Consider the following 21,709-nt stretch of genomic DNA (forward strand, 5'->3'; position numbering starts at 1 on the left):
CGGATCCGTGCCGGCTCACAGTCCCGCGCCTCGTCGCGACGTGCTGTTCGAGCCTGACGCAGGCGAGAAGGGCACGCAATCGATGCGCATTCTCGGAGTCAACGCGCTGTTCCACGACTCGTCCGCGGCGCTCGTCGTCGACGGACGCACTGTCGCCGCAGCCGAGGAGGAACGGTTCTCGCGCCGCAAGCACGGCAAACGGCCTGTGCCGTTCGCCGCCTGGGAGCTGCCGGAGCGCTCCATGCGGTGGTGCCTCGCGTCCCAGGGGCTCGAGCCGACCGACCTGGACCTCGTGGCGTACTCGTTCGACCCGTCGCTCGCGCTGCCTGCGGCCGAGATGGGGCTCGACGACCCCTGGGACTGGCTGCGCATCCGCTATGCGGAGCACGCGCCTCGGATGATCGCCACCGCCCTGCCGGGCCTCGACCCGTCGGCGGTGCGTTTCGTGCCGCACGAGGTCGCGCACGCCGCGTCGGGAGCGCTCGCCTCCCCCTTCACGACGGCGAGCGTCCTGTCGCTCGACGGCCGCGGCGAGCGCTCGTCGTACCTCGCCGGACGATACGTCGACGGAAGGCTCGAGGTCCTGGCGACGCAGGACCTGCCTCACTCGCTCGGTCTCGTCTACGAGTCGCTCACCGAGCATCTGGGGTTCCTGCGCTCGAGCGACGAGTACAAGGTCATGGCCCTGGCGTCCTACGGCACGCCACGGTTCCTGTCCGATCTCCGGCAGCTGTTCTACGCCACCGGCGACGGCGGGTTCGTCGCGCAGCCGCCCGACTGGTCGAGATGGGCTCCCCGACGCGTCGACGACGGGACCTGGGGCGAGCAGCACGGCGGCCTCGTCGAGCACGCCGACCTGGCGGCCTCGGTCCAGGCCCGGCTCGAGGAGATCCTGCTGGACCTCGCCGACTGGCTCCATCGCCGGACCGGTGACCAGGCGTTGGCCCTCGCCGGCGGGACGGCGCTGAACTGCGTCGCCAACTCCCGGCTCTGGCGCGAGTCGCGGTTCGAGCACGTGTGGGTCCAGCCCGCCGCGGGCGACGCGGGTACCGCGCTCGGAGCGGCGCTCCACGTCGCAGCGGCGGAGGGCGAGGTCGTCGAACCGCTGCACACCGCCGCACTGGGGCGGGGTTGGTCCGACGACGAGCTCGCCTCGTGGCTGAGGCGGGCCAAGGTCCCGTTCGAGACGCCCGACGACCTACCCGCCGAGGTCGCCACGGTGCTCGCCGACGACGGCATCGTCGCCTGGTTCGACGGTCGGTCGGAGTTCGGGCCGCGCGCGCTCGGTCAGCGGTCGCTCCTCGCACATCCCGGTCCGCTGGCCAACCTCGACCGGCTCAACGACGTCAAGGGGCGCGAGCAGTTCCGGCCTGTCGCCCCGATGGTGCTCCTCGAGCGCGCGGACGAGATCTTCAGCGGTGGTCCCGTCCCCAGCCCGTACATGCTCTTCGTGCACGACGTGTCCCCGGCGTGGCGCAAGCGTATCGCGGCGGTCGTGCACGTCGACGGGACGGCGAGGATCCAGACGGTCGACGGGACCACACCGCGGTTGCAGGAGACGATCAGGGCGTTCGAGCACCTCACCGGCCTCCCCGTCGTGGTCAACACGAGCCTGAACACCGCTGGTCGCCCCATGGTCGACGACCCGCGCGACGCGCTCGAGCTCTTCGGGTCGGCCCCCGTCGACGTCCTGACGCTCGGACCGCACCTCGTGCGCCGGGCACACCTCTTCCCCGTGGGACGGTCCTGATGGGTGACGCACTGCGATACGCCGTGGTGGTCCCGACCGTCGGGAGACCCTCGCTGGCCCGGCTCCTTGCAGAGCTGGAGGCTCAGAGCGGGCACGTCTGCGACGGCGGCCCACAGATGCCGACCGAGATCTACGTCGTCGACGACCGCCCGACCCGGGCGACGCCGTCGGCCCCCTTGGACATGGCGGTCGGGTCGCTCCCGGTCCAGGTCCTGCGCACGGGTGGGCGTGGGCCTGCCGCCGCCCGGAACGCCGGATGGCGCAGCACCACGACGCCCTGGGTCGCGTTCCTCGACGACGACGTGGAGCTTCCCGCGGACTGGGTCCGTGCACTGCACGCCGACCTCCTCGCCGCCGGCCCCACCGTCGGGGGCATCCAGGGGCGCATCGAGGTCCCCCTCCCACCAGACCGCCGTCCGACGGACTGGGAACGCTCGACGGCGGGGCTCGAACGGGCGCGGTGGGCGACGGCCGACATGGTCTACCGGCGCGAGGCGCTGGACCGGGTGCACGGGTTCGACGAGAGGTTCCCTCGCGCCTTCCGGGAGGATGCGGACCTGGCTGCCCGAGTTGCTGCAGCGGGATGGCTCCTGGTGCGCGGGAAGAGACGAGTGGTCCATCCTGTCAGGCCCAGCGGCCCGGCGATCAGCCTGCGCGTCCAGGCCGGCAACACCGACGACGCGACGATGCGGGCGTTGCACGGGCCCCGCTGGCGTGCGGTCGCCGCGACCGGTCGGGGACGTCTTCCCTGGCATGTGGTCACCGTCGCCGCGGGCGCGGTCGCCGTGGTGGCCGGCGCGAGCGGACGGACACGTCTCGCCCGGCTCGGCGCGATCACGTGGTGCCTGCTGACCGTCGAGTTCCTCGCGCGACGCGTCCTTCCCGGACCCAGGCCAGGCGACCCGGGCTTCGGGCCGGAGCTGCTCCGCATGACCTGGACCAGCGTGGCCGTCCCGGTCGCCGCCCTGGCCCATCGGGTGCGGGGCCAGTGGCAGGTGCGGCACGGCCTGCCCTCATGGCCCCCGCCCGTCCGAGCCGTGCTCTTCGACCGCGACGGGACGCTCGTGCACGACGTGCCCTACAACGGTGATCCCACCGCAGTCCGTCCGGTCGACGGGGCGCGAGAAGCTCTCGACGCCCTTCGAGCCCGCGGGCTGCTCCTCGGCGTGGTGACGAACCAGTCGGGCATCGCTCGGGGCCTGCTCTCCGCAGCCGACGTCGAGGCGGTCGCTGCAGAGGTGGAGCGGCTCCTGGGCCCCTTCGACTCGTGGCAGGTGTGCCCGCACGAGCCGAGCGACCGGTGCACCTGCCGGAAGCCCGCTCCGGGGATGATCCTCGCGGCGGCCGGCGAGCTGGGCGTGGCTCCCTGGGAGTGCGCCGTCGTGGGCGACATCGAGGCAGACGTGCTGGCGGCGCGAGCAGCCGGTGCGCTCGGGGTGCTCGTCCCGACGCGCGCGACCCTGCCCGACGAGATCGATCGCAGCCGACCGCTCGTCGCGCCGGACCTCGCGGGCGCGATCGACCTCATGCGCGCGCGGCTGGGCGACAGCGCTCGGGGACGGAGGCGACCGCGATGGACGAGCTGACCCACCAACGACCGGGCCGAGTCCTCGCCGTCCGCCTGGACAGCGACGGTGACGTCCTGCTGGCCGGGCCGGCCGTGCGCGTCCTCGCGCTCCACGTCGCACGCGTCGACGTCCTCACGTCGCCCGCGGCCGCGGCAGCGGCTCGCCTTCTGCCCGGCGTCCACGACGTCCTCACCTTCGACGCCCCCTGGTCGGGCTACGTGCCGCCGAGGTTCGAGCCGGAGACGGTGCGGCGCACGGTGTCCGACCTGGCGGCGCGCCGGTACGACGGAGCCGTGATCTTCACGTCCTTCCATCAGTCCCCGCTGCCGATGGCCCTGCTCGCTCGGCTCGCCGAGGTGCCCTTCGTGGCGGCCACGAGCGTCGACTACCCCGGGTCCTTGCTCGACGTTCGCCATCACCGGCCCGAGGGGATGCACGAGGTCGAGGCCGCCCTGGGCCTCGTGCGCGCGGCCGGCTTCCGACCGCCTGACGCCTTCGACGAGCGGCTCGCCGTGCGCCGCCCTCTGCCGCAGACCACCGCCCTGCGGCCCACCGTTCCCTACGTGGTGGTCCATCCCGGCGCCTCGGTGCCGTCCCGCGCGCCCTCCCCCGACCACTCGCGCCGCATCGTCGCCGAGCTCGTCCAGCGAGGGCACGAGGTCGTCGTGACCGGTGGCCCGGGCGAGCGCGAGCTGTGCGCGTTCGCAAGGTCGGGCGACGAGCGCGTCACCGACCTGTCCGGCCGGACGACCCTCGCGGAGCTCGCCGGCGTCCTCGCTGGCGCGCGCTGCCTGGTCGTCGGCAACACGGGACCCGCCCATCTCGCAGCGGCCGTCCGGACACCCGTGGTGAGCCTCTTCTCTCCCGTCGTGCCCGCCCGGCGCTGGGCGCCCTGGGGCGTGCCGTCGGTGGTGCTCGGTGACCAGGAGGCGCCGTGCGCAGGGACTCGGGCCAGGACGTGCCCGACCGCTGGCCATCCATGCCTGTCGTCGGTCCCGGCGGCCGAGGTGGCCGACGCCGTCGAGCACCTCCTTGCGCCGGCGGTGGTCGCATGAGGGTCCTGGTGTGGCACGTGCACGGGTCCTGGAGCACCAGCTTCCTCTCGGGCACCCACGAGTACCTCGTCCCGGTCGTGCCTGGACGCGGCCCCGACGGTCGAGGACGCGCCTCGACGTGGGACTGGCCCCCGTCCGTCGTCGAACAGTCGCCCACCGACCTCCGGGCCCTCGCGGCGGACGGCGGGATCGACGTCGTCGTCCTCCAGCGTCCGCACGAGCTCGATCTGCTCACGCGGTGGACGGGACTCGAGGCGGGCAAGGACGTACCGGCCGTCTACCTCGAGCACAACACGCCCTCAGGCCCCGCGGCGACGACCAGGCACCCGTGCGCCGAGGTCGACCAGGTCGCCCGCGGTCAGGTCCCCCTCGTGCACGTGACGGCCTTCAACGAGCTCATGTGGGACTGCGGCAAGGCGCGCACCCTGGTCATCGACCACGGCGTCGCGGACCCTGGACATCTCTACACGGGTACCGAGGCCCACGTCGGTGCCGTCGTCAACGACCCGGTGCGCAGGTGGCGGGTGGTGGGCACCGACGTGCTCCTGCGGGTCGCCGGCTCAGTACCGGTCGAGATCTACGGCATCAACGTGGCGGGCCTCGCGGACCATCTCGGTGAAGCACCGGGAACCGTTCTGCACGAGGACGTCCCCCAGACCCAGATGCACCGGATGCTCGCGGCGGCCCGCGCCTACCTCCACCCGTTCCGCTGGACGAGCCTCGGCCTGTCCCTCCTCGAGGCGATGGCCCTGGGGCTTCCGATCATCGCGCTGGGCACGACCGAGACCCCCGTCGCAGTGCCGGCAGCGGCAGGGGTCGTGAGCAACCGTCCCGACGACCTCGTCGCCGCAGCGCGGCGATGGCTCGCCGACCCGGACGAGGCGAAGGCCCACGGCGACGCCGCCCGTGCGCACGTGCTCGCCCACTATCCGCTGGCGGAGTTCCTGCTCCGCTGGGACACGACTCTGCACGAGGTGACCTCATGAAGATCGCGATGATCTCGGAGCACGCCAGCCCGCTCGCGACACTGGGAAGCGTCGACGCGGGCGGCCAGAACGTCCACGTGGCGTCGCTCGCCGAACGCCTGGCTCATCAAGGACACACGGTGTCCGTCTACACCCGGCGGGACGACGCCGCCCTGCCCCCTGTCGTGACCGTCGCGCCCGGCCTGGAGGTCGTCCACGTCGACGCGGGGCCTGCCACGCGACTACCGAAGGACGACCTGCTCCCTCACATGCGGGCGTTCGGGAACGAGCTCTTCGCCGCCTGGTCACGGCCAGGAGCGGCCCCTGACATCGTCCATGCGCACTTCTGGATGTCCGGCCTGGCCGGGCTCTCCAGCACAGGCCGGCTCGACATCCCTCTGGTTCAGACCTTCCACGCGCTCGGCTCGGTCAAGCGCCGCCACCAGGGCGACGACGACACGAGCCCTCCGCAGCGCATCGACCTCGAGCGGCTCCTGTGTGCCGAGGTCGACCTCGTCATCGCCACCTGCTCGGACGAGGTCACCGAGCTCACGGCACTCGGCGCGGCCGCGGACCGGATCGACGTCGTGCCGTGCGGTGTCGACATCGGACGGTTCCGTCCCGACCTTCGACGCGGGAGACGAGCAGCACACCGCGGCGACCGGCTCCACGCCCTCTCGGTCGGCCGCCTCGTCGAGCGGAAGGGCATCGAGACCGTGATCCGTTCGCTCGTCGACGCCGTCGACGTGGACCTCGTCGTGATCGGTGGCCCTCCCGCCGCCGAGCTCGGCGGGGATCCTGAGGCCCGGCGGCTACGGGACCTCGCGGACGCGCTCGGAGTCGGTCAGCGCGTGGAGCTGGTGGGCGGCATCGACCAGCAGGGCGTACGCGATGCCATGCACGCGGCAGACGTCGTGGTGTGCGACCCGTGGTACGAGCCGTTCGGCATCGTGCCCATCGAAGCGGCAGCCTGCGGCAGGCCGGTCATCGGCAGCGCCGTCGGAGGCCTTCTCGACTCGGTCGTGCACGAACGCACCGGTCTGCTGGTGCCCCCCAGGGACCCCGCGGCGCTCGCGGCGGCCTTCAAGAGGCTGCACTCCGACCGTCGCCTCGGCGAATCGCTCGGATCCGCCGGACGGATCCGTGCCGAGAGGCTCTACGGCTGGTCCACGGTCGCCCGGCGCACCGCGCACGCGTACGAGAACGTGATCGACGCGCGCTCGGGTCGCGACAGGAGCGATGCCCGAGGTGGTCCCGGGCATGTGCTCGACGGTGTCGGCTCCCCGACCGGGACCACGCGCACGCGACCGAGCACCCGCGAGCCCATCGGGCCCCGCACGACCGGGGAGGACCGATGACCACCCCGGGCACGCACGGACCTCACGACGGACCCGCCCAGCGCTGGCTCGGTGAGCACTGTGCCGACCTCGGCCGTTGCCTCGCCGAGCTCCGCTCGCTGGCCCCCTGGATCGACGGCCGGGCCGCACACCTGGCCGAGGTGCTCCGTGGAGGCGGTCGGCTGCTGGCCGCAGGCAACGGAGGCAGTGCCGCTGAGGCGCAGCACCTGACGGCAGAGCTCGTCGGTCGGTTCCGCGACGAGCGGGTGCCGTTGTCCGCGATCAGTCTGCACGCCGAGACCTCGAGCCTCACGGCGATCGTCAACGACTACGGAGTGGACGAGATGTTCGCGCGCCAGGTCGCAGCCCATGGCCGCCGGGGGGACGTCCTGGTGCTCCTGTCGACGTCCGGCGAGAGCGCCAACGTGGTCTCCGCCGCGCGTCGTGCCAAGACTCTGGGCATCGCGGTGTGGGCGCTCACCGGACCCGGGCCGTCGACCCTGGGTGCCGTGAGCGACGAGGTGCTCCGGTGCCCCGGTGACAGCACGGCAGCGATCCAGGAGATGCACCTCGTCGCTGTCCACGCCTTGTGCGCTGCCGTCGACGAGCACTTCGATCCGGCGCACGCACCGGCTCGTCTGCGCACCTCCGCGCCGCGGGCCACTGCGCCTCACCGCAGCACGGCGCACGGACACCCCGAGGGCGCGCCGGTCGTGACCGTGGTGGGCGACGTCGTGCTCGACCGGGACGTCGACGGTCAGGTCACGCGCTTCTCCCCGGACGGTCCTGTCCCTGTCGTCGACACGGTGGACGTGCGTCAGAGCCCGGGCGGTGCTGGTCTGACAGCGATCCTGTGCGCACAGGAGGTGCCCACGAGGCTCGTCGCCCCGATAGGGACCGACGGCGCCGCACTCGACCTCGTCCGCCTGCTCGACAAGCACGTCGAGCTCTTCGCGCTGCCGCAGGAAGGCGCCACCCGCAGGAAGACCAGGGTGCGTTCCGCCGGTCGCACCCTCGTCCGGGTCGACGACGGCGGCCCTGCCCGACCGGGGCCCGTCGACGCGAGCGACGTCCGGCGAGCCTTCGACGGCTCCGACGTCGTGCTCGTGTCCGACTACGGCGCAGGCGTCACCTACGACGGGCCGGTCCGCGGCGCCGTGCTGGACGTTGTCGGGACGGTACCCGTCGTCTGGGACCCGCACCCACGAGGAGGCCCGCCCGTCGCCGGGGCGACGCTCGCGACGCCCAACCTGGCCGAGGCGCTCACCGCGGCGTCTGCCCTCGAGCTTGAGATCGACTCCGACGACGTCGGTGGGCTGTGCCAGGCCCTCTGCCACACCTGGGACGTCGACAACGTGTGCGTGACCGTCGGAGAGCGGGGAGCGTTTCTGGCCGGACGGGACGGAGACCCGCTGTACATCTCCGCGCGCTCCGTCACCGGGGACGCGTGCGGCGCGGGCGACAGGTTCGCCGCCACGGCCGCGGTCGCCCTCGCCCGCGGGGCGTCCGTCCGGGAGGCCGTGCTGCGGGCGGTCGGTGCGGCGTCGGGGTGGGTCGAGGCCGGCGGCGCCGACGGGTTCCGGCGACGGGACACGACGCACGACCGCGCCACCGACGCCGGACGCGGATCCGGTCCGGGGGCGACCTCGGTCGCGCGCCTCGCTGCCAGGCTGCACGCGGAGGGCACGCTCGTCGCGACGGGCGGTTGCTTCGACGTCCTGCACGCGGGCCACGTCGCGACCCTCGAGGCGGCCTCCCGGCTCGGGGACCAGCTCGTGGTGCTGCTCAACAGCGACGAGTCCGTCCGACGGCTCAAAGGCCCCCGGCGGCCCGTCGTGCCCCAGGGCGACCGCGCGCGCCTGCTCGGCGCGCTGGACTGCGTCGCCCACGTCCTGGTGTTCGACGACGACGACCCGACCGCGCTCCTCGAGGAGCTTCGCCCGGACGTGTGGGCCAAGGGCGGGGACTACGTCGAGGACGACCTGAAGGAGTCCGACGTGGTCCGCCGCCACGGCGGTCGGGTCGTGATCCTCCCCTATCTCGAAGGGCGGTCCACGACCGCCATCCTGGAGCGCTCCGGCGCTCGTGCCGGGCAGGACGCCGTCGTCCCGTCCCGGGCGCCCGTACCCGCCACCGTCCCACACCCCTCGAAGGAGACCAGCCCGTGACTCTCTCTGCTGCAGCCCTGACCACCGACCTCACCCCTCGGCCCGTCGGCACCGTCTACGTGACGGGGGGCGCCAGCGGTCTCGGTGCGGCCGTCGTCGAGGCCGTCACCCGTGCCGGCGGGACACCCGTGGTCCTCGACCGAGTCGTTCCCGGCCCCGGGGTGGCCCACACCCTGGTCGACCTCGCCGACTCGGACGACGCCGCACGGGCCGTCCGCGCTCTCGCCGACGAGGTCGGTCCGCCCGACGCGGTGGTGACCGCGGCGGGGATCGACGCGTGCGGCCCGCTGACGGAGATCGACGTGGAGACCTGGGAACGCGTGCTCCGGGTCAACCTCTTCGGCACGGTCGCCGTAGTCCGCGCTGCGCTGCCCTACCTCGCCGAACGCCGCGGGACCGTCATCACGGTGTCCTCGACGCTGGGGCTGCGCGGGGCCGGGGACGCGACGGCCTACTGCGCGTCGAAGTTCGCGATCCGCGGCTTCTCCCAGGCGCTCGCCGCGGAGCTCGCGGGGCGCGTCGGGGTGACGTGCCTCGTGCCCGGTGGGATGCGCACCCCGTTCTTCGACGGCCGGCCTGCGAAATACCGTCCCGGAGAGGACGCCGACCTCAACGACCCCCGTAGCACGGCCGCGACGGTCGTCATGGCGCTCCGCCAACCGGTGGGCTCGGAGATCCGGGAGATGCTGGTGATGTCGTCAGGCGAGACGTCGTGGCCCTGACGGCGCCCGGTCCGCCCGGTCACAGCGGTGACCGTCGAGGTGCAGACGGGGACCGGAGCGGAACCTCCCCTGTGCTGGTCTTGCGTGCCCTCGGACTCGGCGACGCCGTCACGGCCGTCCCCGCCCTTCGTGGGCTGCGACGGGCGTGGCCCGGTCGACCGCTCGTGCTCGGGTGCAGGCCGGCAATCGGCGCGTGGCTTCGCGGGCTGGGTCTGGTCGACGACGTCGTGCCGGTCGACGGGCTCGCGGCGACGAGGGCGCTCGACCAGTGGCGAGATGACGAGCAGGCCGAGCACGTGGCCGTCAACCTGCACGGCAAGGGCCCCCAGAGCCACCTGGCCCTCCTGAGGACGGGCCCGAGTGCGCTGGTGGCCTACTCGTCCCCCGATCTTGGTCTCGACGGACCGGCCTGGGACGCGGACGAGCACGAGGTCGACAGGTGGTGCCGTCTGGTCGAGTCCGTCGGGGGCCGTTGCGGCCGAGAGGACCTGCGGCTGGCCCCACGGCCGCGGCCCCGGCATGAGGCGGGGTACGTCGTCGTCCACCCCGGCGCGGCGTCCGGGTCGAGGCAGTGGCCAGTCGAACGATTCAGGGCCGTCGTCGACGATCTCGTCCGGTCCGGCCACCGCGTGGTGGTGACCGGGAGCGCGTCCGAGCGGCCTCTGACGGCCGCCGTCGCCGGCGAACACCGGACCAGGGCCACGGGTCCGTCCGCCCTGCGCGGCCCCCGGGCGGTGGACGCGGCGGGCTCTCTGACGCTGCCCGACCTCGCCGACGTCGTCTCGCACGCCGACCTGGTCGTCAGTGGCGACACCGGGGTGGCGCACCTGGCGACCGCCTACGAGCGCCCGTCCGTCGTCCTCTTCGGCCCCACACCGCCGAGGCTGTGGGGGCCCGCGATCGACCCAGCGCTCCACACGGTCCTCTGGCACGGCGACGAGACGTTCCCAGGCAGTGAGCCCGGCGATCCCCACGGCACCGTTCTCGATCCCGCCCTGGCGGCGGTGACCGTGGCCGAGGTCCTGGCGGGCGCCGAGCGTCTTCTGGTCGGCTCACGCGTTCCCTGAGGCGCTCGACCGCGACGGTGGGCGCGGAGCCGGGTCGGGTTCCCACGAGCCCTCGCCGGGCCGTCCCAGCGCGAGGGCCGTGAATCCGGCCCGCTGCCACCCGGGCAGGTCCCACGCGCCGCGCGTGTCGACCACGCAGGGACGTCGGACGAGTGCCTTGAGGCGCTCCGGTTCAAGGCGCCGATATTCGTCCCACTCGGTGGCGAGCACCACGACGTCGGCTCCCGTCACGGCCTCCGCGAGGTCGACGGCGTATCTCAGCTCGGGAGCGGCGAGCTGGGCAAGCGGGACCGCCTGAGGGTCCGTCACGACGACCTGCGCCCCGCGGGACGCGAGACGTCGGGCGAGCCCCAGGGACGGGGAGGAACGCACGTCGTCGCTCTCGGGCTTGAACGCTGCTCCCAGGACGCTGACCCGGACCCCGTCCAACCCGCCCGTGCCCGCGGCCCGCCGCACGAGTTCCACAGCGCGGTCCAGGCAACGGTCGTTGATCTGGTCGATCTCGTGCAGGAACGCCACCGCGGGCCCTGCCCCCAGCTCCTCCGCCCGCGCTGCGAACGCCCGGATGTCCTTGGGCAGGCAGCCGCCCCCGAACCCGAGCCCGACTCCAAGGTAGTCCGCGCCGATGCGGGAGTCGCTCGCGAGGGTACGTGCCAGGGCGGCCGCATCACCCCCGCTCGCCTCGCACACCTCGGCCATCGCGTTGACGAACGAGATCTTGGTGGCGAGGAAGGAGTTCGCGGCGACCTTGGCGAGCTCAGCCGTCGCGTAGTCCGTGACGATGCGCGGGACCCCTTCGCGCAGCAGTCGGTCGTACACCTCGTCGAGGAGGGCGGTGTCGAGCTCCCCGAGCGGCCCGCGCTCGACGCCGTAGACGAGCCGGTCCGGATGCAGGGTGTCCTCGACGGCGTGACCTTCGCGCAGGAACTCCGGGTTCCACGCCAGACGTCCGCGTTCCTCCCCCTCGCCGAGCCACGACGCGAGCGAACGCGCGGTCCCGACGGGGACCGTGGACTTGCCGACGACGAGGTCCTCCGCGCCGAGATGGGGCAGCAGCGAGAGCACCGAGGCGTCGAGCGCGCTCAGGTCGGCCTGGTCGCCCGCGGCGACCTGTGGCGTCCCCACGCACAGGAAGTGGATCGTGGAGCCGCGGGCGGCGGCGGAGTCCGTGGTGAACCGCAGCGAACCCGTCCTCGTCCCGTCGGCCAGCAACGGCGCGAGCCCCGGCTCGTAGAAGGGGGCGTGCCCGGAAGCGAGGACCTCGACCCGCTCGGGGTTCACGTCCACCCCGACGACCTGGTGTCCCAGACGTGCCATGACGGCGGCGTGCACCGCTCCCAGGTAGCCGCAGCCGATGACCGAGATGCGCACGTCATGCTCCCGAGCGTCGCGCGTCGACCGGCACGGCCGCCAGGCCGGCGCCGGGGACCAGATCGGCCGCGAGCGCCCCGCCCGAGGACCGGGCCTGGAGGAACCAGTCGACGGTCCGCGCCAGCCCGACGTCCCACGGCGTCGAGGCATGCCAGCCCAGCTCACGCTCGGCGAGCGTGGTGTCAGGTCGTCGCTGACGGGGGTCGTCCGTGGGCAGCTCCACGTGGACGACGCCGGTCGCCGCACCGGTCGCCCGCAGCACGTCGGCGGCCACCTGTGCGACCGTCATCTCGGTGTGGCTCCCCAGGTTGACCGGGCCGGGCAGCTCGCTCACCGCCAGGGCGGTCAGCCCCTCCACGAGGTCGTCGACGTAGCAGACCGATCGGGTCTGGGACCCGTTCCCCGCGACCGTCAACGGCTCGCCGGCCAGCGCCTGCGTGATGAACGTGGGGATCATCCGGCCGTCGTCGGGACGCATGCGCGGTCCATAGGTGTTGAAGATGCGGGCGATGCCGGTGTCGACGCCGCGCGCCCCGCGGTAGGCGGTGGTCAGGGCCTCCGCGAACCGCTTGGCCTCGTCGTACACGCTCCTCGGCCCCACCGGGTTGACGTTCCCCCAGTAGTCCTCGGGCTGGGGATGCACCGCGGGGTCGCCGTACACCTCCGAGGTCGAGGCGAGCACGAACCGGGCTGCCGCCGCCTCGGCGAGGTCCAGGGCGTTCCGCGTGCCCGACGAGCCTGCGTCGAGAGTCTCGAGCGGGCGTCGCAGGTAGTCCGTAGGGGAGGCCGACGAAGCCAGGTGGAGCACCAGGTCGACGGTCTTGGGGTCCACGACGTCGGCCAGGTCGCCGTGCGAGACGTCGGCCTCGACCAGGTGGAACCCGACGTCGTCCTCCAGGTCCGCGACGTTGGCTGGTGCACCGGACGAGAAGTCGTCGACGCACGTGACCTCGGCCCCCCGAGCCCTCAGCGCAACGCACAGGTGGCTCCCGACGAAGCCTCCACCCCCGGTGACCACGGCGTGGCGGATCGGCCTGCGCGACGCCCCGTGAGTCGCTTGGGTGGTTGTGCTGTTCGGCTCCTCAGCCATGTCCTGCTCCCGCGCGTCATCTGCTGCGGTCGGTCACGTTCCTCGAACCGGTCCTCCACCACGTTCGCACCGTGACGACCGGCTCGCACGTGCAACGCGTCCGGTCGGGACGTGTCCACACCTGCCTGCCTTGGCCGGTCCCCCACGTGCCACCTGGCGAAGCGCAAGGTCGCACCGACACCGACGCCGCACCGATCACGGCTCCGTCTGCCGCTGTTCGCGCAGAAGTGCTTCGGGCTGCTCGCCGGACGGCTCCTGTCTCAGGGCGCGCTCCGTCTGCTCGACCTTCTCCCCCGGCTGGCGTGGGGCCAGGAGGGGGGTGTCGGGATCGACGACCGCCTCGACGAGAGTCGGACGCTCGGCGGCGAAGGCCTCGCGCCAGGCGACAGAGACCTGCTCGGGCCGGGCCACCCGCACCCCGTGCAGCTCCGCGTACTCCGCGTACGGGAAGGGCGGCACCTCCTGCGACGCGGGGAACCGCGGGTCTCCCTCCATCTCGCGATGCTCCCACGACACCTCGGCGAGATCGCCGTTGTTCAGGACGAGCACGACGAAGCGCGGGTCCGTCCAGTCTCGCCAGCGCGAGGCGACGGTGATCAGTTCCGAGAGGCCGTTCGTCTGCATCGCACCGTCCCCGGCGAGAGCGAGGACGGGCCGGCCAGGGTGCAACAGCTTGGCGGCCAGACCGTGCCCATGATCATCGGCCGTTGGAGAAGAGGCGCCATGGAACACGTGTCGATCCCGCGCGCGGGCGCGGCAGCCCGGCCGGCGTCCGTCCATCGGCCTCGGGTCGAGCGACATCCCGACTTTCGGTCGAGGCGCGCACGCACCCGGTGCGAGAAGGTGGAAGGTGCCGACACGAGGGGGTGCCGACGCCGACACGAGCACGCACCCCGAGGAGTCGTCGCACCATGACCATCACCCCCACCCGCCCGGAACGCGCCGACTCCCCGAAGCGCCCGGGTGGTCCTGGGCAGGCTCGTCCGGTCGGCCGGTTCCGGCACGACCTGGCCACAGGACGCTGGTGGTGGTCGTCCGAGACCTTCGCCCTGCACGGCTACGACCTGGACGAGATCACGCCGACCACGAACGTCTTCCTGGCGCTCCGCCACCCCGACGACCGCGCCGACGTCGAGGAGGTGCTCCACCGCGCAGGCGAGGACGCGATGCCCTTCTCGAGCGTCCACCGCATCGAGACCGCCCGGGGCCGTGAGCGGACCCTGTGCCTCGTGGGACAGGGGCGGCGAGACCGCGACACGCACGAGGTCGTCGAGGTCATGGGGTACTTCACCGACCTCACGAGCGCCCTCGCCCGGCGGGCGGAGGTCATCGCGGGTGAGCAGATCCGCGCCGCTGCGGAGCATCGCGCAACGATCGAGCAGGCGAAAGGCGTCCTGGCCCTCACGTGCGACGTGAGCGCCAGCCGCGCCTTCAGCGTGCTGCGCGCCGCGTCGAACGACCACAACGTGCCGTTGCGCAGGCTGTCGGGATGGGTCGTCGAGCTGGCCGAGCGGCTCCCGGCCCCCGAGGACCATCGACGGTCGGTGAACGAGCTCCTGGACCGACCCCGCGAGCCCCGGCCTGCAGTCGACGTGCTCGACCGATCGGCCTGACCGACGGGTCACCGCGCGTCGTCGATCGCGCGCACCGCCGTCGTCGGGACACGACGATGCCCTCGTGAGCGCCGCCCCACCCCGTCGGGGAGGGAAAGGCGCTCACGAGGGCATCGGTGTCCCCCGAGAGGGACGAGGAGGCAAGCTGGCCGGGTGGCCGGCGGGACGCGCTGGAACACGCACCGTCGGCCACCCGGCCGGAGGAACCTCGGTCCGTCGTGCACGTGACGGGGACCACCCGCACGACGGACCGAGGCGGTCTCAGGAGTCGGCGCCGACGGTCACCCGCTCCGGGGTGGCGGTGGGAGCCTCGGCCTTGCGGTGCCGCAACACACGACGCGTCACCATGAACCCGCCGGCCAGCACCAGGAGGCCGATCAGCACCGTCGCACCGATCTGGATGTAGACCCAGGTCGGCGGCGTGTAGGTGACCGTCGCACCGGGCGCGAGCCCGTTCATGGCGTTGGAGTTGGCGACCGTGAACAGGATGTTGTGCGTCGCCTCACGGATGTCGCTGACCGCCTTGGCCGACGTGGTGTCCCCGAGGGACTTCGACGGCTGGAAGGTCAGGGTGAGGTCCGTGCCGGCGCTGATGCTCTGGTTCGGGTTCATGTACGGGTACAGGTTGAAGTCCGAGATCGCGAAGCCCTCGAAACCCCACTCGGTACGCAGGACGTTCGTCATGAGCGCCTCGGAGCCACCGGCCCACGTGGCGCCGATGCGGTTGAACGAGCTCATGATGCTGCCCGCACCGATCGTCGTCTCCGAGATCGTGCCCTCGTCGTCGGACACGTACTGCACGTCCATGGTGATGCCCTTGACGGCCATCTCGAACGGCTTGAGGTAGATCTCCCGGATCGTCTGCTCGGTCGCCCACGTCGCGATGCCGTTGTTGACGCGGTTCGTCTCCTGCTCGTTGAGCGCGAAGTGCTTGAGCGCGGTGTAGACACCCTTCGTCGCGGCGCCGTTGGCCACCGAGGTCGCCATCGCGCCCGAGAGGAACGGGTCCTCCGAGTAGTACTCGAAGTTGCGACCACCGAACGGCGAACGGTGCAGGTTCATCGCCGGCGCGTACCAACCGTTGATGCCCTTGAACATCGCCTCGTTGCCGAGCATCTCGCCCATGGCCGCACCGAGCTCGACGTCCCACGTCTGCGCGATGAGGAACTCCGAGGGGTAGGCCACTCCGTTGATCGAGGAGTTGATGAACGAGGAGAAGCCGGCGGGCCCGTCGGGCTCGACGGTCTGCGGCTTGGCGATCGAGCCGATAGCGGCCGTCTGGTAGGCGCCGTTGAGCAGCATGGACGTCATGTCGCCGACGGAGACCGCGTCGAGCAGCTCGTCCCACTTCGGGTCGTCCTTGGGCAGGCCGCGCATGTCGACGAGGGTCAGGTCCGTCTGCGCACCGGTCGTGGGCTTCTCGCCCTCGAACGCCGCCGCTGCCGCCTCGAGGTCCCAGGGCTCGAAGCCCTTCTGGACGGCCTCGTCGGCGACGAGCATGTCCGCGGTCGGCGCCTTCGGGAACGTCCCGGCGAAGTCCGCGCGGGACATCGACAGGATCTTGCCGTCGGTCGGCTCGGCGCTGAACTGCGCCGAGACGTCGTCGAACTGGTTCGTGACCTCGGCGAGGTCCGTCGCACGGTGGTCGTCACCCGAGTACACGACGTCGGAGTCGACCGTGTAGACGACCGGCTCCGTGCCCGGAGCGACGGTGTGGGAGTCGGTCCGCAGCGAGATGCTGTAGTCGCCCGCCTCGAGGACGTACGCCTTGTTGCCCAGGTGGTCGTAGGACGCCATGTCCTCGACGGCGAGGTCGATCGTGACCGTCTCGCTCGCGCCGGGCTCCAGGAGCCCCGTCTTGGTGAAGCCACCGAGCACGACCTCGGACTTCTCGATGCCGCCCGCCGTGTAGGGAGCGGAGTAGTAGAGCTCGACGACGTCCTTGCCCGCGGTGGCGCCCGTGTTCGTGACCTCGACCGTCACGGAGATCTTCCCGTCGACCTCGCCGGCCTCGGTGCTGACGACCTTCCAGGCGAAGTCGGAGTAGCTCAGGCCGTACCCGAAGGGGTAGACGACGGCCTCGTCGTAGTCGATGAAGCCCTCGGCCGCCGCGGTCTCGTAGTAGCGGTAGCCGAAGTAGATGCCCTCGGCGTAGTTCACGAACGGGGCGTCGGACGTGAGCGTCGCGTTGGAGGTGGCCTTCTCGATCGCCGGGACCGGGAAGGACGCCTCGATGTTGTCGTAGACGAACCCGCCGAAGTTGGCGAACGTCGGGTCGGCCGTGAAGTCGGCAGCCCACAGGTCTGCGGTGCGGCCGGACGGGTTCACGTCGCCCGCCAGGATGCGCCCCAGGGCACTGAGGCCCGTGGCGCCCGGCGAACCGGCCAGCAGGATCGAGTCGATCTCAGGGTCGTCCTGCAAGGCGCCCATCTCGATGGTCGTGGAGGAGTTGACGACGACGACCACGTTCTCGAAGCTCGACTTCGCGAGCTCGATCATGTCCTTCTCGTCCTGGTTCAGCTCGAGCTGGTGCTGACCGGGTGCGGCGTTGTCGTCCCAGCCGGTCATGTCCTGCGTGAGGTCGCCGCCCTCACCACCGGGCCGACCGACGAACACGACGGCGGCGTCGGAGTAGTCGGCGAACGACGCGGACTGCGCCTCGTACTCGCCCACCGGCAGCTCACCGATGTAGTAGGTGGAGATGTCGGGGCGGTCCATCTCGATGTAGCCCCGAGGGTTCTCCGCAGCGAACTCCTCGATCGTGGTGAAGACCTGGTCGTTCACCTCGAAGCCGGCGTTCTCCAGCCCGGCACGGGCGGTGACCGCCGAGTTCGTGTCGACCGAGCCGGAGCCGGAGCCTCCGAACACCGGGTCCGCAGCCGCGCGTCCCAGCATCGTCACGCGCGAGCTCGTCGCCAGGGGAAGCGTGCCCGCCTCGTTCTTGGCCAGGACGATGCCGCCTGCCGCGATCTCCTCGACGAGGGACTTGGCCGCCTCGTCGACCTCCTCGATGCTGCCGAAGTCGGACGTGTAGTACTCGGTGTCCCAGCCGGCGGACTCGGCCGCGTTCGTGAACTCGTACGTACCGGAACCGAACTGGGACGCGACCCAGCCGCCGGCGACGTTGAGCGCCACGTTCGCGACGACCGTCACCACCGTCACCGTGGCGAGGGCGGGGGCCCAGATCCACAGGTACTTCTTGTTCGACATCGGCTTCTTCTGCCGGTCGGCGTTGTTCGCCTTGGCGTTCACTGCATTCCTCCTCGAGTGCGGGCAGCGATCAGGTCATGGGGATCGCCGGCTTGCGCCGCGGACGTGACGCACTGCCAGCGTCTCGTCGTGATGGGTCGACGGCCCGGTCCCGCGGACGTCGTCTGGCCAGGGACCGGGCGGTGCTCCGTGGAGCTACTCCGAGACCTCGGAGATCTTTCCGTCCTGGTCGATCTGCCACGTCTGGCCGGTGGCGGCCGAGTCGCCCTCGATCGTGAACTTGCCGTCCTTGATGTCGACCGTGCCCTGCACGCGCGACGCGGCGTCCGAGGCCGTGTAGGGCACCACGAGGAGGCCGTACTTGACGGTCGGGGCCTTGACGTCGCTGGCAAGCATAATCTGGGCCCAGGAGTCGTCCTCGGCCAGGGCGTCCGCCACGGCCGTCTTGGCGTTCTCGAGGTCTTCCTTGATGTCGACGTCGGCGGCCTGCTCCGCGGAGGCGTTCGCGCCGGAGTCGCTGTCGCCGCTGCCGCAGGCGGTGAGCCCGAAGAGCCCCGTCAGGCCCAGCACGACGCCGAGGCCGGTGGTCAGCACCTTGTTCTGCTTCACTTCTGCTCCTTGGTGAGTTCTGGCCGCGAGAACGTCCCGCAGCCTTACGGGTGTACCGGGGCGTCCACGGGACGCCCCGGTACCCGGGTGGCCGACGACTCGCGCCGTCGGCCGCCCGTGCGTTGCCGTCAGTCCGTGATCGGCCCCGCGTAGTTCAGGCCGAAGCCGTAGTCGTACGAGCTGCCCGCAGCGTCCGTGTAGGGCGCCATGTCCTTCGAGACGTCCTCGAGCTGAGCCTCGACCGTGTCCATGTCCTTCGGGAACTGGATCGGCAGGCGGCCCTGCGGCTCGTAGAGGCCGAGCGCGACCTCGATGAGCGCCTGGTCGCTGGTGCCGAAGCCCACGACGATGGCGTCGGACTTGCCCTCGAACTCGGACGGGACGACCGGGTTGATCGCCTTGAGGACCGTGATCACGGGGATGTCCTTGCCGGTGGCCTCGACGGCAGCCGTGGCGCGCTCGAACGCGTCCAGGTCGGACTCGTTCGCGATCTTCGAGGTGTTACCGAAGTACGAGCGGTTCTGCTTGGTGCCGTCGGCCAGGATGTCGCCCGAGAGGGAGACCTTGCGGACGTGCTCGCCGTCAGCCGTGTACGGGCGGTACTGCAGCGACAGCGGGTACCAGGTGTCGTTCTCCAGGTCGTGACCGATGTTGGAGAAGTTGCCGCCGTTGTCCGGGGAGTCCATGCCCACGAGGACGACGTCGACGTCGGTGAGGTCGGGAGCGGTGTAGCTGGTCACGACGCCCTCGGCGTCGGTCACGGCCTCGTCGGTGACGACCTTGCCGAAGTACTTCTCGGCGGTCTCGATGTCGATGCTCGGTGCCTCGGTGTACTCACCGGGACCGAACGCGCCGGCGAAGCCGGTGTTGTAGTTGCGCGGGATGTAGACGGTCTTGTCCTTCCAGTCCGCGGCGTCCGCGGCCGAGATGGTCTCGCCGTCGTTCTTCAGCATGACGACCGAGTCGAGCTGGGCCGCGTAGCCCGCCTCGACCTTGTCGTCGCTCGCGAGGACCGACTTCGACTGCTCGAGGTCGAGGAACGGGTTCTCGTAGAGGCCCGGGTTGAAGAACATCGTGAGGATGCGAGCACCGGACTCCTGGAAGCGGGTCTGTGCGTCCTCCTCGAGCTCACCGGCCTCGAACTTCTGCTGCCACAGGTCGGCGGCCTCGAGGATGTGCGTCGCGTCGTTGACGCCACCGAACATGTCGTGACCGGTGCCCAGCACCTTGAGGTAGCGCTCGGCCGGGGTGAGGTCCTCGGCGCCCCAGGCCATGCCGAACATTTCGCCCTCGTCGTTGGCGCCGCTCATGACGCCCCAGTCGGTGACGACGACGCCCTCGTAGCCGGCTTCCTTGCGGAGCTGGTCCATGCGGTCCTGGTCGTACGCGGTGCCCATGCGGTCGGTGAACTTCGGGTCGCCGTTCTCGTCGAGCGCGATCGAGTACGCGGTCATGACCGCCGCGGAGTCGAGCGACCCGAGGAACGCCTGCTGCTGCGCCGCGATGTTGTCGCCCGGGTACACGCCGTACTTGCCGGCGTCGGTGTGCCCCTCGCGGCCGCCCTCGCCCGGACCGTCGCCGGACCAGTGCTTGATCATGGCGTTGACGGACTCCGGACCCCACTGGTCCGTGCCCTCGCTGCCCTGGTAGCCGTCGACGTACGCCGCGGCCAGCTCGGTGTTCTGGTCCGCGTCCTCGCCGAACGTGCCGCCGACGCGCAGCCAGCGCGGCTCGGTCGCGAGGTCGATCTGCGGCGACAGAGCCGTCGTCAGGCCGAGCGCACGGTACTCCGCCGAGGACATCTCGCCGAAGTTCTTGGTGTGCTCGGGGTTGAACGTCGCGGCGAGGCCCAGGTTGGACGGCCAGCGCGAGATGTCCGCACCCTCGGCGTTGTAGCCGCCGGAGCCCGCGGTCGAGCGCGGGTCGGACGCGAAGTTCACCGGGACGTACGGGGTGCCCTCGGCTGCGAGGGTCTCCGTGTACGCCTGCATCGCGTTCGCCCACTTGACCGTCGCCTCGGCGTCGCTCGCGCCGGCGTGCAGCACGTTGCGCAGGTTGGAGTCCTTCAGGTACTCCTTCTGCGCGTCGGTGAGCCCGTCCACCTGGGAGCGCTCGTGCGAGCTGAACAGCATCAGGCCGGCGATCTGCTCGACGGACATCTCCTGGGCGAGGTCGGCGGCGCGGTCCTTGGCCGGGACCCGCCAGTCCTCCCAGGTGTCGAGCGTCCCGTTGCCGTTCATGTCCTTGAACGCGGACTTCTTGCCGTCGACCTCCTCCGTCAGGAGCTCGATCCCGCTGTCGGCGCCGTAGGAGAGGACCGGTCCGTCGCCGGGGTTCGTGACGACGACGAAATCGGTCTTGCCGTCGGTGACCTCACGGGTGGTGAAGGCGTTCCCGCCCTTGGACTCGTTCTCGTCGGAGGTGCCGCTGGTGCAACCCGCAACCGCGATCAGGGCGATCGCCGAGAGCGCTGCCGCGCCCCTGACCCCTCTGGTCTTCATCTGGCCTCGTCGTGCCGTAACCGTAGTCTTCATCGACATCCCATTTCGTCGCGCTTGCGGGTGTACACGTGTGTCTCCTTCGACTCTTCAAGTGCTGCCGCGCCCTAGATGCCCCCTCGTGGCAACATCGGTCGTGCGGGCCTGGTCGACATCGGAGTCGAGTCCGGCCCGGACGAAGCTGCGCTGCGTATGGCACAAGCGGTGTCCCATCTGCGGAGCCCAGCGGACTCATCACAGCGCGGTTCACGACGGGCTCCGGCCCGTTCTGCACAACCTGTCGATTTGAGAGCACAAACTGTCGCGCGGGGCAGTTCGTGGCCCGTCGGCGAGGGGGTTCCAAGCCACCGTGACGAGGACGTGTCGCCGTCACGGAGCGAGCCACGGCCGCCCGCACCTCGTCGCGGCAGGGCGGGACAGTCGGTCGGGCGGACCCCGGGCACGACACGTTCACCGGCCGCCGGCCGGGCCCGAGCGGCACGCGGAGCCCTCTGCCGGGGTAAGGCGGTGACCATGCCGAAGGGCCCGGCACCGTGGTGGTGTCGGGCCCTTCGGGGGGTCTGGTTGAAGCCTCTAGTTGAAGCCGATGACGCGTTGTGCGGCTTTGTAGGCCAGGACGGAGAGTTGGCGTCCGGGTCTGCCGGGGAGGTTGGAGATCTGGTGCAGGGTGGTGCGGCGTAGTCGGC

Annotated in this window: 15 protein-coding genes; 9 read left to right on the top strand and 6 right to left on the bottom strand. The window is 71.5% G+C overall.

Translation table 11 applies throughout. The features are described from left to right. Window positions 1-82 precede the first annotated feature (82 nt). From WFH32_RS10965 to WFH32_RS11000, 8 genes are all read left to right on the top strand, one after another. Window positions 83-1,750, top strand: coding sequence for a carbamoyltransferase family protein (locus WFH32_RS10965; RefSeq protein ID WP_336707413.1), 1,668 nt, complete (start codon window positions 83-85; stop codon window positions 1,748-1,750). Continuing rightward, window positions 1,750-3,336: an HAD-IIIA family hydrolase gene (locus WFH32_RS10970; protein WP_336707415.1), complete on the top strand. Its 1,587-nt coding sequence runs from the start codon at window positions 1,750-1,752 to the stop codon at window positions 3,334-3,336. Before WFH32_RS10965 ends, WFH32_RS10970 begins: the two co-directional genes overlap by 1 nt. Beyond that, the gene (locus WFH32_RS10975; RefSeq protein WP_336707417.1) at window positions 3,324-4,373 is read left to right on the top strand and encodes a glycosyltransferase family 9 protein; all 1,050 of its coding nucleotides are present in this window, start codon (window positions 3,324-3,326) and stop codon (window positions 4,371-4,373) included. Before WFH32_RS10970 ends, WFH32_RS10975 begins: the two co-directional genes overlap by 13 nt. Beyond that, window positions 4,370-5,359 (top strand): glycosyltransferase family 4 protein, encoded by a 990-nt coding sequence (locus tag WFH32_RS10980; protein ID WP_336707419.1) that lies wholly within the window; start codon window positions 4,370-4,372, stop codon window positions 5,357-5,359. Before WFH32_RS10975 ends, WFH32_RS10980 begins: the two co-directional genes overlap by 4 nt. Then, window positions 5,356-6,696 carry a glycosyltransferase gene (locus tag WFH32_RS10985; RefSeq protein WP_336707421.1) on the top strand — a complete coding sequence of 447 codons (1,341 nt, stop codon included), beginning with the start codon at window positions 5,356-5,358 and terminating at the stop codon, window positions 6,694-6,696. The genes WFH32_RS10980 and WFH32_RS10985 overlap by 4 nt, the downstream gene beginning before the upstream one ends. Next, complete coding sequence (locus WFH32_RS10990) at window positions 6,693-8,843, top strand: PfkB family carbohydrate kinase (protein ID WP_336707423.1); 2,151 nt, start codon at window positions 6,693-6,695, stop codon at window positions 8,841-8,843. The genes WFH32_RS10985 and WFH32_RS10990 overlap by 4 nt, the downstream gene beginning before the upstream one ends. Continuing rightward, window positions 8,840-9,565, top strand: coding sequence for an SDR family oxidoreductase (locus tag WFH32_RS10995; RefSeq protein ID WP_336707425.1), 726 nt, complete (start codon window positions 8,840-8,842; stop codon window positions 9,563-9,565). The genes WFH32_RS10990 and WFH32_RS10995 overlap by 4 nt, the downstream gene beginning before the upstream one ends. Window positions 9,566-9,636: 71 nt before the next feature. Continuing rightward, window positions 9,637-10,632, top strand: coding sequence for a glycosyltransferase family 9 protein (locus WFH32_RS11000; protein ID WP_336707426.1), 996 nt, complete (start codon window positions 9,637-9,639; stop codon window positions 10,630-10,632). On the opposite strand, the gene WFH32_RS11005 is transcribed toward WFH32_RS11000, so the two are convergent. From WFH32_RS11005 to WFH32_RS11015, 3 genes are all read right to left on the bottom strand, one after another. Then, window positions 10,618-12,003: a UDP-glucose dehydrogenase family protein gene (locus WFH32_RS11005; RefSeq protein ID WP_336707427.1), complete on the bottom strand. Its 1,386-nt coding sequence runs from the start codon at window positions 12,001-12,003 to the stop codon at window positions 10,618-10,620. The two genes, WFH32_RS11000 and WFH32_RS11005, sit on opposite strands and share 15 nt — an antisense overlap. Before the next feature lies 1 nt (window position 12,004). Next, window positions 12,005-13,093 carry an NAD-dependent epimerase/dehydratase family protein gene (locus WFH32_RS11010; protein ID WP_336707429.1) on the bottom strand — a complete coding sequence of 363 codons (1,089 nt, stop codon included), beginning with the start codon at window positions 13,091-13,093 and terminating at the stop codon, window positions 12,005-12,007. A 195-nt stretch (window positions 13,094-13,288) separates the two neighbouring features. Beyond that, window positions 13,289-13,894 carry a thiamine pyrophosphate-dependent enzyme gene (locus WFH32_RS11015; protein ID WP_336707430.1) on the bottom strand — a complete coding sequence of 202 codons (606 nt, stop codon included), beginning with the start codon at window positions 13,892-13,894 and terminating at the stop codon, window positions 13,289-13,291. Window positions 13,895-14,004: 110 nt separating this feature from the next. Here WFH32_RS11015 and WFH32_RS11020 point away from each other — a divergent pair, with 110 nt between their 5' ends. Then, a complete protein-coding gene (locus WFH32_RS11020) occupies window positions 14,005-14,706 on the top strand; it encodes a PAS and ANTAR domain-containing protein (protein WP_336707431.1) in 702 nt (233 codons plus the stop codon). A gap of 261 nt (window positions 14,707-14,967) precedes the next feature. Here WFH32_RS11020 and WFH32_RS11025 read toward each other — a convergent pair whose 3' ends face one another. From WFH32_RS11025 to WFH32_RS11035, 3 genes are all read right to left on the bottom strand, one after another. Next, window positions 14,968-17,958 (bottom strand): glycoside hydrolase family 3 C-terminal domain-containing protein, encoded by a 2,991-nt coding sequence (locus WFH32_RS11025; RefSeq protein ID WP_336707432.1) that lies wholly within the window; start codon window positions 17,956-17,958, stop codon window positions 14,968-14,970. 153 nt (window positions 17,959-18,111) lie between these two features. Further along, entirely contained in the window at window positions 18,112-18,525 is a 414-nt protein-coding gene (locus tag WFH32_RS11030; protein WP_191796819.1) for a hypothetical protein, read from the bottom strand. A 128-nt stretch (window positions 18,526-18,653) separates the two neighbouring features. After that, on the bottom strand, window positions 18,654-21,026 hold the full coding sequence (locus WFH32_RS11035; RefSeq protein WP_336707433.1) for a glycoside hydrolase family 3 N-terminal domain-containing protein: 2,373 nt from the start codon (window positions 21,024-21,026) through the stop codon (window positions 18,654-18,656). Window positions 21,027-21,709: the final 683 nt, after the last annotated feature.

The organism is Oerskovia sp. USHLN155 (assembly GCF_037145535.1).
In the GTDB taxonomy this organism is placed as follows: domain Bacteria; phylum Actinomycetota; class Actinomycetes; order Actinomycetales; family Cellulomonadaceae; genus Oerskovia; species Oerskovia rustica.